This is a genomic window from Mucilaginibacter aquatilis, from assembly GCF_009755275.1.
In the GTDB taxonomy this organism is placed as follows: domain Bacteria; phylum Bacteroidota; class Bacteroidia; order Sphingobacteriales; family Sphingobacteriaceae; genus Mucilaginibacter; species Mucilaginibacter aquatilis.
In genome coordinates this window covers 226576-240019 of sequence record NZ_WQLA01000004.1, presented here as the reverse complement: position 1 = coordinate 240019, position 13444 = coordinate 226576, and the positions used below count along the sequence as shown (strand labels likewise).

Sequence of the window (13444 nt, the reverse complement as noted above, 5' to 3'; positions counted from 1 at the left end):
AAAAACAAACTTTACAGTTATGAACCGTCGACGTTTATTACAATCATTATCACTTACGGTAGGGGCAACCGTAATTAATTCCGACCTGCTTGCACGCATATCTGAAAACGAGTATGAATATCAAATAGCCAACAATCCGTTACATGCGCCAATGGCAAAGGCTGTTACTGCAATAACCCTTGGTGCGGGCAACCGCGGCAGTGTTTACGGCAATTTTGCAGCAAAATTTCCAAATGAAATGCAGGTTGTTGGCGTCGCGGAACCAAATGTCTTCCGAAACGATAAGTATGCAGCCAGGCATAAAATAAGCGCCGAAAACCGCTTTAATACCTGGGAGGATGTTTTCAAGCGACCTAAGTTTGCCGATGCGGTAATTATATCAACGCCCGATAACCTGCACTACGGCCCCTGCATGAAAGCGCTTGAAATGGGTTACGATGTGTTGCTTGAAAAACCTATAGCCCCAACCGAAAAGGAATGCCGCGATATATTGGCAATGGCTAAAAAAACGGGACGCATTGTTGCCGTATGCCATGTTTTACGCTATGCTCCATATTTTGTAAAAATGAAAGAATTAATAGCGAAAGGTGCCATTGGTGAAGTCATCAGCATACAGCATTTTGAACCTATTGAGCATACGCACATGGCGCACTCGTACGTGCGGGGTAACTGGCACAATTCGAAACAAACAACACCTATTATTTTAGCTAAGTCGTGCCATGATTTAGATATTATGAAATGGGTAATCAATAAGAAAAGTAAGAGCATAGTGGCCATGGGCGATTTAAAATGGTTTAAAAAGCAAAATGCTCCCGCCAACAGTGGTACTCGCTGTGTAGAGTGCGCCGTTGAGCGTGATTGTCCTTACTCGGCCATTAAAGAGTATGCAGAGCGTGGTTCGCGTATATCAGTATTAGATATTCCGGCTAACGTAACAGACAAGAAAACGGCTGTGTTAGAAAAACTCAAAACCAGTAACTACGGTCGCTGTGTGTATAAAATGGATAATGATCAGCCCGATCATTACATTACCAGTATTCAGTTTGAAGATCAGGTTACCGCTAATTTTTCGATGGAGGCATTTACATCCTATCATGACAGGCGCACCCGGATAATGGGATCAATGGGTGATATGGTTGGCGATATGACCGAACTGGTGGTAAATGATTTCCGTACCCGCAAAGCAACCAAATTTAAACCCGTTGCCGAGGATGTTGAAGAATACAAAAACAGCGGTCACGGCGGTGGCGATCATCTCTTGGCACGTGACTTTGTACAGGCCGTTTCACAGCAAAACGCTGCACTTCTTACATCAACTATTGATGAATCGATAGAAAGCCATGTAATGGGCTTTATGGCCGAGGCAAGCCGCAAGTCGGGGAATGTAATGGATATCAAATTGTAGACTTGTTTTTTATGTATAAAAAAGGCCAGCTCCTTGCACTTATCGTGTTGTTCTGTGTAATCGCTTCTAAATCAACTGCACAAGAGGCTGATACTATTCTTAACCGTTACGGCCGGTATTTACTCAGCACATCAAACAATAAGGTAGCGGGTTTGCCTAATATAATAGCTAGCTGGCCAAAGCTTGTAAACGGACAGTGGCCTGATGTTGATTACGCCGACAGAGAGCGTGGACAATGGAAAACGCTTACACATTTACGCCGCGTTAATGATATGGTTTTAGCTTGGGCTAATCCGGCATCAACCTTATACCGCAATGGAGTTTTGTGGGCAAACCTCAGCCAAGCTCTACAAAACTGGACCGACCATAAATACATTAATCCAAACTGGTGGCATAACGAGGTTGGTGTTCCGCAATTAATGCGAAACATTATTGTGCTTACGCGAGGTAAGTTACAGCCAGCGCTCTATAACGACGCATTGACCGTACTTGCCCAAACCAAATTGCATGAAGATGCAACCGGTGGCAACATGATTTGGTGCGCCGACCTGGTTTTGCACCGCGCGGCATTAACCGGCAATTATGAGTTGATGAAGCGCAGTCGCGATTTGATAGTTAATGAAGTAAAAATTACCACTGGTGATGGCATACAGCCCGATTTTAGCTTTCACCAGCATTATGCACGTCTGCAAATATATGAATATGGTAGGGCCATGTTTTTCGAATCCATAAGGCTGGCGTGGCAATTCATGGAAACGGACATGGCCTATCCGGCTGATAAGCTCGAAATTTTAAAGCAGTTCGCTATAAACGGCTGGCAATGGATGGCGCGCCACACTATCACCGTACCCGGAACTATTGACCGGGCAGTTGTGCGCAAAAATGAGCTTCGCAATGCCGATATACAACCATGGCTGCCGTTTTTAAAGCAACTTTTTCCTCAGTCGGTTGGCATACATGAGTTGGAGCAGCATCAGCAAGGAAAGTTAACGTTAAACGGTTTCCGGTATTTTCCTTATTCTGATTTTGCTGTGTATCATCAGCCAAAATTCAGCGCCTTCCTAAAAACTTTATCGACCCGTACCTATCCAACCGAATCTATCAATAACGAAAATTTGTTGGGAGGATTATTGGGGGGCGGAGATATGTACTACGTGCGTACCGGCAACGAGTATTTTAACCTTATGCCTGTTTGGGACTGGACGGCTATACCGGGTATTACAACCTTAAAGGGAGCAGCTGTAATTGAACGAAAAAAATTTAATGGCAGTGTGGGCTCATCAACTTCGGGGTTTTCGGCAATGGATTTTGCCATTAAAAATAAAGCAGAAAGTCAAAAGCTTGAAGCAAGAAAGTTTTGGGCCTTCCATCAGGGACTGGTGGTGTCATTGATTGCCGAGGTCGACCGGACTAACGTTACAGACACTATTTTTACCGTTGTCGATCAATCACGATTGCAAAGCAAGGTTTATATGAACAATTCAAAACAACCGTTATATCAGCGTAGCGGCTATCACAATGGTGCCAAATTGCTGCATCACAACAAATTAGCTTACTATTTTGCACAACCTACGCAGTTGTATTTAAAGCAAGGGGAGGTAACCGGATCATGGAAACGTATAGATGGTGGGGCGAGTGATGCGAAAGTTACCGACAGCACTATGCTGGCCAAAATTGTGCATGCCCCGGCTAAATCTGTAAATACTGCGTTTGCGGTAGGCTATTGTGAAAATGCAAAAACATTAAGCAAAAGCAAAGAGTTTGAAAAAGCATTTAAAATCATTGCCAACAATGCCGATTGCCAGATAATACAATTTAGTGATGGTTTAGTGATGGCGGCTTTTTACAAGGCATCAGCAGTTAAAATTAATACCGTGCAAATGTTAGAGGTAAGTAAGCCCTGCTTGGTGATGATAAACAATCGTCAATTTTATGCAAGCGACCCAACGCACACCGGAGGAACTCTCCAAATTAATTACGGTAATAGGAGAGTCAGCTTACAACTGCCTGATAATGGCACAACTGGAACAGCCAACTTAAATTAGTCAAGATTTAAACAATGATGTTTAATTTTTTGAAGGTAAAGCCAATCGTGCACATCAATTGAATATCCTTCATGATTTACGTGACAAAAGTCAACCTTACACAGATTCAGTTGATATTGCATATTAATTAAATAGGTTAATCATTTTAGAGGTTAAATACCTATATTGGGGTAATTTAATCTCTGCACCTTGTTAAATCGCAATTTTCTTTCCCTAAAGTTACTATTGATATTTTTTGTAGCCGCTATGAATTTTTCATACGCACAAAAAATAGGTCAGGCGCGTATTGATTCTTTGCTAAGCCAGCTACAAATCAGTAAGGAAGACACTGCCAAAGTGGTGCTTTTGGTACGCATTGGTAATAATTATAAAAGGTTAAATTTGCCAAACGCCGGCCATTATTACCATCAGGGTATTGCACTTGCTGAGAAGTTGCGCATTTCAAAATATATTTATCTTACTTATGAGGCCATGCGATCGCTAAGCTTTGCCAATAAGGATTACCCCGCGGTAGAACGGTATCTCTCCCGTTCGCAAGCTATAGCTGATATTGATCTGCGCTGTAAATTCTTTTTGTCAGCAGGGTATGATTATTACCTGGAAGCTGATTATATACGTGCTCAACGTTGTTATATGAAGGCATACAAATTGCCTAATTTATCTACAAAAAGCACAGCAATGGTTAATTTTTATATCGGCTCTACATATTATTCAAAAGGAGACACGTTGGCTATCCGGTATTATGCTGCAGCGTTAGCAGGTTTTACTAAAGTAAACGATCGCAGCTTTATGCGGCGGATCAATCAAAATATTGGTGGCCTGTATTTGTCACTCAAAAGAGATTTGAAAACGGCAATGCAGTATTACCAGCAGGCAGTTGCCCTCAGCCGTAATCTGCCTGATGATAATTCATCAGCAGGCTTAAATCAAAGTCTTGCATCGGTCTATCAGGCCACAGGCGATACCTTGCGTGCCCTTACTTATTATACGGAAGCTTTACGAACGGTAAAAAAAATCGGAGACACAAAAAGCACGCTGTTATTACTTGATCAGATTTCTCTCCTGCATTATCAACAAAAAAATTATAACCGAGCTTTGGAAGAAAGTCTTGAGGCTTTAAAATTGTCGGCAAATGATGCGACAAAGGAACAATTGGACAACCGATATAATACTATTGCATGGATTTATTACGCCAAGAAAGATTATACTAACGCTTTAACTTATTTAAAAAAAGCGCTTCCTAGCAAAAACATTGGCGTTTTAGGGACACTCGGCAGTATATATCGTGAAGCGCCCGATGGTGTTCTTGCCGAAGCCGGAGTTGACCCTGCCCGTCGGTATTCACTCGCATTATATAATCTTGAAGAGTCAATGCGATTAGCGGCTAACACTAAGGAGGCAACTCCTTACTTTTATCAGGAAGCTTATCAGGAGTTGAGCATGACTTTTGAAAAAATGAAAGACTATCCCAGGGCTTACGCTGCTTTTAGTCGCTATGTATCTATAAAGGATAGCTTGGCCCGCGTTAACAATAACAAGGAGTACATTAAGATAGTTGCCGAATCAAAACATTTCCATACCGAAGATTCTTTAAAATTGCAGCAGCAAATAGCGAAAGCCAAACTGGACCGCCAAACACTTATTGCAACTCAACAGCAACAAGCCTTATTGCTTAACAGGCAAAAGCTTTCTTTGGTTAGCAAGGAAAAGGATCTTCAGAAATTGAACTATCTGAAAACACAAGCTTTTTTAGAGCTGGAGCAGGGAAAGCGCAAAGCCAGAGAACAGGAATTAAGTACTGCGCGGCAGGCTCAAAAGTTAAGCGAAACAAGGGTGCTACTACAAAAAAGCGAACTAAGCGCACAACAAACCAAAGGCAAACTATTTATGGCTGGTATTGGTGGCCTTATTTTGCTTTCTTTGGTCATTGGTAAAAGCTATATAAACCAGCGCCGGTCAAACAGGTTACTTACTAAAGCAAATGCGGAAATCAGCGAAGCGAATGCAAGGATTTCGTTTGAACAACAACGCTCAGAAAATCTGTTGCTTAATATTCTTCCTGCAGACGTAGCAGAAGAGTTAAAAGAGAAGGGAAGTGCAAATGCCCGCCTGTTTGATGAGGTAACTGTTCTGTTTACCGATTTTGTAAACTTTACTACCGTAAGCCAGCAACTTACCCCTGAGGAGTTGGTAGCAGAGTTACACTTTTGCTTTATGGCTTTTGATAAAACTGTTTCCAATCATAGTATTGAGAAGATAAAGACTATTGGTGATGCATACTTGGCTGTGGGCGGCCTGCCAAGCCCCGATAATCTGCATGCACAGAACGTTGTAAGGGCTGCCCTCGAGATTGCAGCTTTTGTACGCCAGCGTAAAGCAAGTTTAGGCGACAAAACGTTTGATATCCGCATTGGAATTCATTCCGGCAGCGTAGTTGCCGGTATTGTTGGGGTAAAGAAATTTGCCTACGACATTTGGGGCGATACTGTCAATACTGCGGCACGCATGGAACAAAACTCTATGCCGGGCAAAATTAACTTATCTGAGACAACTTATAAGCTTGTTAGAGATAGCTTTACGTTTACCTACCGTGGCAAAATTGAGGCGAAAAACAAGGGATCACTTGACATGTATTTTTTAGATCAATCTGAGGTTTTCGATGGTGATTTGGCGGCCAATTCATCATTTGTGTTTGACGCAGTTACATTTGAATAATTTCTACTTATGAAAGAATAGTTATTAAACGGATAATCAAAATTTAACCACTCTTGCAAAAGGACGAACTTTAAATAAAACACTCAACATGGTGCTGAACCTAATTGATAGTGATTTAGCACAAAGTGTTATGTTCAGTCAGTATTTAGTCTTAACGTTTAAGACATTTTTGCCGGTATCACTTGGGAATAAATTGTCCTAAGTTAATTTTATGGCTATACACCGGTAATATTAACAGTCGTTCATTAACAATCTGTCAGCTGATGATTTTTAATTTTTACTTTGAACGATAAATTATGAATTAACGCTTACTTTTACCTTTTATCTGCTTTAGTCACTGCAGATTCATTCCCCGTATGATTTCTAAACATTTTTCCTTTGAAAGGTCTGTTGAGCTGCTTGCTGAATCCAAAAATTTCTATCTGGTTAAGATTGATACCAAGGGCAACTATATTTACATGAATGACCTATTCATCAACCGGCACAGTTCATTTTACAACAAATCTGAGGTTCGCTCTGCCGCATTAGCCTTGCACCCGGATGACCATGCTACGAGCTATCAAACCTACCAGCGCTGCGTTGCACATCCTGATCAAACTTTTGCCGCTACTTTAAGAAAATTGGATGGCAAAGGTGGCTATATTATAACCTACTGGGAGTATAAAGCAGATATTGATAACGATGGAATCATTAGCGGTGTCATTGGGGTAGGCCATGACGTTACTGCATTTGAATCGCGTAAAGAACATCTTCGTTTCCTGACAGAGACACTTAATAATTTGGCCGAGCAGCAATCACATGACCTTCGCCGTCCGCTGGCGAATGTGCTTGGTTTGGTTGAAGTGCTTAAAGTACTGGGAGATGACAGTGAGCAGGTAAAAGAGATTGCGGATAAGTTAATTCAAAGTTGCGAACAGCTTAACCAGGAATTTGAAGCCTTTATGATAAGAGACCTTACCGAAAAGCCACAATAAGTATAAATAATCAAAAGGTTTACTTCATAATAGTTACATAGTCGTCATGTGCGTAAATGAAATATTGCTAAATATACTAGCTTGATTAACTGCTTTAAACAACGTAACAAAAAGTGCCGCTCTGTAAGCAGGCGGCACTTTGCATTGTAAAATGTTGCTAGAATTTATAGGTTGACTACGCCTTTAAGTTTAATATCTTTTGACGAACTGCCTATCATAACATCAAATTGTCCTGGTTCTGTAATCCAAGAATTTGTTACATCATTAAAATACTGAAAAGCATCGGCAGAGAGCATTAACTTGATCTGTTTTTTCTCGCCAGGCTTTAGAAATACTTTCTCAAACGCTTTCAATTCCTTTTCGGGCCGTGGAAGCAGTGACTTTTGCTGATGTACATAAAGTTGTGCTGTTTCAGCTCCTGCGGTTTTACCCGTGTTGGCAATGGTAAACGTAACAGTAGTGTTGTTAACACCTTTTTGAACCTTCAAATCACCGTAGGTAAATTGCGTGTAAGATAAGCCATGACCAAAGGCAAACTGTGGTTCGATTTTGTAAGTGTCGTAATAGCGATAGCCCACATATAAGTCGTCAAAATAGTATACGTTGTTGCTGTTGCTATCCTTATCAGCAGGGAATTGGCCTAGCTTATGGTCAGGAGCATCAACCAGGTGTTTAGGAAAAGTCATAGGTAACCTGCCCGATGGATTAACTTTTCCGTATAGTATGCCGGCTATAGCATTGCCGCCTTCCATACCCGGATACCAGGCCTGTAGCACGGCAGGAGCAGAGCTAATCCATTGAGCCATCTCAATAGGTCCGCCGCCCAATAATACCACCACGGTTTTTGGATTAGCTTTAAGTACAGCCTTAATTAATTCCTCCTGCCCAAAAGGCATATGCATATCTGGTTTGTCGGTATCCTCTGCATCATACGCATTGTCGCTCCATTTGCTGTAGTCATACCCATGTGTACTTCCGCCAACAATAACCGCAACATCTGCTTTGGCGGCTGCATTGGCAGCTTGTTTTATTAAGTTCTCATCGGCCTCTGCACCACGCTTAATATTATAACCTTGAGCGTAAGTGATTTTTGTTCCTTTAGCAGCCAGCTTTTTCAATCCCTCTAATGCGGTAATTTCATATAAAGCCTTCACCTGTGAACTGCCGCCGCCAAAGGCCTGAGGCCGGTTGGCGTTTAAGCCAATTACAGCAATAGATTTAATTGATGACGATAATGGTAAAATTTTGCCTTGATTCTTCAACAAAACAATACCTTCTTCAGCAATTTGACGTGCTGTCTGCTGATGTGCTTTGGTGTTATAGGCCCCCTTACTGCGTTGCTTGTCTATCACATGCGTTTTGAGCATTACGTATAATATGCGCCTCACTTTATCATCAATTAGATACTCCGGAGCTTTGCCGTTCTTAACAAGCGCAAGCACCGTATCGCCCATAAAGTACTTACGATAATCAGGCTTTTCACCTAAGGAAAGATCAGTGCCCATTTCAACATCGGTACCGTTCCAAAGCGCTTGCTGCGTATTATGAACCGCACCCCAGTCGCTTATTACAGCACCTTTAAATTTCCATTCTTTTTTAAGAATCTGGTTAATAAGGTAGTTGTTGTGAGTGGCCCATTCGCCGCGTACCTTATTGTACGAGCCCATAAGCGTGTATACATTCCCTTGCTGAACGGCGGCCTTAAAGCCGGGCAAATAAATTTCACGTAGCGCACGTTCGCTCAATTCAACGTTGATATTGTTACGGTTAGTTTCAATATTATTTGCCGCATAGTGTTTTATGCAAGCTGCAACACCTTGATCTTGAACGCCTTTAATATATCCCACCGCCATTTGCGAGATCAAGTATGGGTCTTCGCTCTGGTATTCAAAGTTGCGCCCGTTAAGTGGCGAACGTATAATGTTGATGCCTGGACCCAAAATTACGTCTTTACCACGGTAGGCTGCCTCGCTACCCAATACTGAGCCGAAGGCATAACCTAGTTTAGGGTTCCAGGTGGCTGCCAGGCAAACGCCTGTTGGTAAATATGTTCCGGCATCGTTTACACCAATACTATCTTTATAAGTGCGGCCGTGTTCTACACGAACGCCGTGTGGCCCGTCAGACATTACCCACTCGGGGATGCCCAACCTGGGCACGCCGCCCGATGTAAATGAGGAGCTGCCATGTATCATATTAACCTTTTCCTGCAGCGTCATTTTTTTTAGCAGGGCATCGGCTTTCTGATAGATCTCTTCATCGGTTTGGGCTACGGCGGCGGTATGTAAGAGCAATAACAAGCCCGCCACCTTAGAGGTAGAAATAATCGAAATTTTCATCATAAAATGAGGATGTATTACTTTTCAATCATTTTATATACCCTTACGTAATCTACCTCCATGGCTTTCGGAAAAACGGTATCGTCAACGCCTTGCGCACCGCCCCAGTTGCCACCAACAGCTACGTTAAGTAACAGGTGAAAGCGTTTATCAAACGGCCAGGTAGATGAGCCTTTGCCATCGTTGACATATTCAAATACTTTTTGGTCGTCAATGTAACCACGAAGTGCATAAGGTGTCCAATCAACGCGGTATAAGTGAAATTCAGTAAACGCCGTTGCTACATTTTTAAAATCACCTTTTTGCGTGCCCTGGGCGCCGTTGTAGGCATCAGTATGAATAGTAAAATGCACTTTCATAGGATCGTAACCCACATGCTCCATAATATCAATCTCGCCCGATTTAGGCCATTGCCCATAAGCGTTATCGGTAGGTAACATCCATATAGCAGGCCATGTGCCACGGCCTGATGGGAGTTTGGCTTTTATTTCCATGCGGCCGTACAAAAAGTCGCCCTTGCCTTTAGTAACCAACCTTGCCGATGAATAAGCATTTGTTCCGGAGTTTTCTTTACGTGCGGTAATGGTAAGTACACCGTTGGCTATGCCGGCGTTGTTTTGGCTATTAGTATAATTCTGCAGTTCGTTGTTGCCCCAGCCTGTGCCGCCTAAATCATAGCCCCATTTTGCGGCGTCGGGCGCGCCATTGGTGTTGAATTCATCGGCCCAAACCGGTGTAGTTTCAAAGGCCCAGCCTTTGTCGGTAGGTTTTCCGTCTCCGGTGCCGCTTGTTGGTTCAGTAGGAAGGGGTTTGAGTTCATCGCCGCCGGCGCATGATAACAGAAAACCTGCCACCAGCACTTTCCCAATAAATGATGTATACATTTTTATTTTTTTACTTGTGTTCATATCAGTTGCTTTACTCACGTCTCGGTAAAAAAGTAGAAAGCATAAGCCGCAACCTACGCTGCGGCTTATGAGTAATTATTTTACTAGTTCAAAACTTCCCACGTAGAATATACCCGGTACAGTATGGCCTTCGCTGCCAAGTTGTAATACAATTTGGTCATAAATGGTAACAGTTGAGATAGATGAAAAATCAAATTCCAGCTCTACCCATTGGTTCAGTGGAACTTGTTTAACCACTTCCGTTTGTGTTTGCCAGGCATTACCCCCGGCAAGCGAGTTTTGTAGCTTTACTGATACCTGGGGTTTCAACGTTCCGCTATAATCGTTGCCACCCGGGAAAAATACTTTCACTTTAAATTTATTGCGGGTGCTTAAATTTAAGCGGTAGTCTAAAGTGGTTTGCAAGTTGCCATATTGGTTGGCATCACCAGTAAGGCGCTGATAAAAGCCAACCTTAGCAGCAGTGTTAGCACTCTGAGGGAATGGATTGTCAAACGCGTTTTTAAATGTGATTGCATCAGCACGCCACGCTATGTTACCTGTGCCGTCAAACTTATCACTGATATCATTAGCCCGAAGTGGCTTTTCTACCACCGGGCGGGTATAACCTTTGGGAGCTAAACGTAAATACCAGGCATTGGCAGCATTTGCTTTGTCGGCCACACGCAGGTACATTTCGTTTTCGGTTAAGGTGATGATCTGATATTTTGAAACTCCGGTGTAGTAGGCTATAAAACCATTATTCGATATAGTAAGATATTTTTTATCACCTTCTTCAGTAATGCTCCAGCTTAGGTTAGTAGGAGGGGTGTAATTAACCGTAACATCACCACCTGTAGCACCGCCAATACCTGCAGCATTAGCACCGTTGGCAAAAGTACTGCCATGGTTAATATAGGTGTACTTAAGGTTATTGCTTAGGGTAAATACCATTTCATCATCATAAAAACCTTCTGAGGCTTTTTCGTTGGGAGCAGCGTTATACCACTCGGCGGTTTGTGATGTGGCCGGACCCACACCTAAGTGACCCGACACGCCTTTTTCAATTACCCAGGTTTTGCCCGCAGTATTGCTACCGCCACCGGTTAAAAAGTTATAATCTGGACGGTTAAGCATCTCGGGCTTGGTATTGGCAATTGTTACCGTTTGGGTGCTTGATGCAAAGCCGCCGCTGGTGTAAATGGTAAGCTTAACGGTATAAGTGCCGGCCAAAGGATATGAGCCGGTTATTTCCTCGCCCGAGCCTGTTTGTCCGTTACCCAAATCCCATACGGCTTTTGTTACCGCACCCGACTGATTTTTAAATACAACTATATTGGCATTTGCAGCAGTAGGTGTGGCATTAAATTTTACCTGAGCATTTTCAGGAGCAGCGCCAAGCTCAGGGTCGTCAACCTTACAGCCCATCCAGGTAAGTACAAGCAGTAAACCTGCAAGTGTTTTATATAAATAGGTTCTCATCTTTTTATGATTATTGAGATAAATTAAAAATTAGGTTTTAACACACTCGAACATTGGTCAAGCTCGCTTTGCGGAATTGGGAATAAACCGCGTGTAGCTTGATTAAAGGTTACGTTGTAGTCAACCTGATCGCCGGTGTAACTCGGGCCTTTTTTACCGGTTATAGTGATAGCTTGTGCTGCCACAGGTAAACCCTGGCGAAGTAAGTCCCAGTAGCGTATGCCTTCAAGGGCTAATTCAGCCCTACGCTCCTGGTAGATGGCGGCTAATGAAACAGTTTTGCTACCTAAACTAACCCGGTTGCGTACGCGGTTAAGGTAGTTTTGTGCCTGGCTTCCGCCGTTAGTTAAGTCAAGTTCGGCAGCCATAAGCAAAACATCAGCAAAACGTATTGAGCGATAGTTGTTACCCCAGTTTAATTCGTACTGTCCGGTTGTAGGTCTGTACTCTGCCGTGGTAGTATACTTTTTGCTAAAGAATCCTGTGTGCTGATAGCCGGTTGATACCTTGCCTTTCAACTCAGTTTCCATATTGATAATAGTTGCAGTACGGCGCGGGTCGTTAGCCTCATAGCTGTTGTAAAGCTCTTGCGTTACCGGTGCAAAGCTCCAGCCTGTGCTGTATAGCGGGTCGCCTTCAATACGTGGTGCCTGCATAAGCGGCTGCATATTGCCTTCGCCACCTTGTATGTAATTCCAATCATACCATGGGTTATCATTAGAGTATGATATTTCCCAAACCGATTCTTTGCTAAACTCGTTGGCCTTTGTAAAGTTATCAGCGTAAGTGCCTAACAAGTCATGACCGCTGTTAGAAATAAGGTCTTGCAATTGAGTAAGAACATACTGAGCATTTACTGCAGTGCTACCTGCCTGCAATTCGGCTTTGTAAACGCCTTTATAAAATAAATAAACACGACCTAGCAAACCTTCTGCCGACCAGCGGGTGGCATGTGCCTTACTGGTACGTAAGTCAGATTTGTCTAATACCTGAATGGCATCAACTAAATCTTGCGCTATTTGGTTAAATGTTTGAGCCGGACTAGCATTTGCCACACAATACTCACCTGGGTTTTGCGGTACGGTAATCAACGGAATGCTTCCAAACCACTTAACCAGATCAAAATAGAAAAACGCTCGCAAAAATTTACATTCTGCAGCCATTTTGGCTTTTGCTGCTGCCGGCATGTTAATATCAGGCAATTTTTGAAGAAGCAGGTTTGCACGATAGATACCAGTGTAATGATTACTCCAGTAAACACGTATTAACGAATTAGTAGCCGCTATTTTTTGCTGATCAACCTGTATCATATCAGGCGAGTCGGAACGGCTGGCGCCACCGGCGTATGAATCATCAGAGGCAATGTCAGCCAGCATAGGATCGGGGCTGAAGCCGCCGCCTCCGGCGTTAGTGTGCCACTGTAATGCATCATAAACGCTGTTTAAGGCTTCATTAGCGTCTTTTTCAGTTTTATAAAAGTTTTCAGCAACCCGGTTATCTACGGGTTTCATTTCTAAAAACTTTTTGCAGCCGCTACCTGCAACGGTTAGCAGGCCGGCTAATATAATGGTGGAAGTATATTTAATATTTTTCATTA

At 42.8% G+C, this 13444-nt stretch carries 8 protein-coding genes; 4 read left to right on the top strand and 4 right to left on the bottom strand.

Annotated elements, in window-relative coordinates; translation table 11 throughout:
* The first annotated feature begins 19 nt into the window (after window positions 1-19).
* From GO816_RS11830 to GO816_RS11815, 4 genes are all read left to right on the top strand, one after another.
* Complete coding sequence (locus GO816_RS11830) at window positions 20-1405, top strand: Gfo/Idh/MocA family protein (RefSeq protein ID WP_157542139.1); 1386 nt, start codon at window positions 20-22, stop codon at window positions 1403-1405.
* An 11-nt stretch (window positions 1406-1416) separates the two neighbouring features.
* Entirely contained in the window at window positions 1417-3450 is a 2034-nt protein-coding gene (locus tag GO816_RS11825; RefSeq protein WP_157542138.1) for a polysaccharide lyase family 8 super-sandwich domain-containing protein, read from the top strand.
* A gap of 246 nt (window positions 3451-3696) precedes the next feature.
* Window positions 3697-6165 carry an adenylate/guanylate cyclase domain-containing protein gene (locus GO816_RS11820; protein WP_157542137.1) on the top strand — a complete coding sequence of 823 codons (2469 nt, stop codon included), beginning with the start codon at window positions 3697-3699 and terminating at the stop codon, window positions 6163-6165.
* A gap of 356 nt (window positions 6166-6521) precedes the next feature.
* Window positions 6522-7139: a histidine kinase dimerization/phospho-acceptor domain-containing protein gene (locus tag GO816_RS11815; protein WP_157542136.1), complete on the top strand. Its 618-nt coding sequence runs from the start codon at window positions 6522-6524 to the stop codon at window positions 7137-7139.
* 164 nt (window positions 7140-7303) lie between these two features.
* On the opposite strand, the gene GO816_RS11810 is transcribed toward GO816_RS11815, so the two are convergent.
* From GO816_RS11810 to GO816_RS11795, 4 genes are all read right to left on the bottom strand, one after another.
* A complete protein-coding gene (locus tag GO816_RS11810) occupies window positions 7304-9481 on the bottom strand; it encodes a beta-glucosidase family protein (protein ID WP_232336562.1) in 2178 nt (725 codons plus the stop codon).
* Window positions 9482-9495: 14 nt separating this feature from the next.
* Window positions 9496-10386 (bottom strand): glycoside hydrolase family 16 protein, encoded by an 891-nt coding sequence (locus GO816_RS11805; protein WP_232336561.1) that lies wholly within the window; start codon window positions 10384-10386, stop codon window positions 9496-9498.
* Window positions 10387-10461: 75 nt separating this feature from the next.
* Window positions 10462-11847 carry a PKD domain-containing protein gene (locus GO816_RS11800; protein ID WP_157542135.1) on the bottom strand — a complete coding sequence of 462 codons (1386 nt, stop codon included), beginning with the start codon at window positions 11845-11847 and terminating at the stop codon, window positions 10462-10464.
* A 23-nt stretch (window positions 11848-11870) separates the two neighbouring features.
* Window positions 11871-13442, bottom strand: a complete 1572-nt coding sequence (locus GO816_RS11795) for a RagB/SusD family nutrient uptake outer membrane protein (RefSeq protein ID WP_157542134.1) — start codon at window positions 13440-13442, stop codon at window positions 11871-11873.
* Window positions 13443-13444 lie beyond the last annotated feature (2 nt).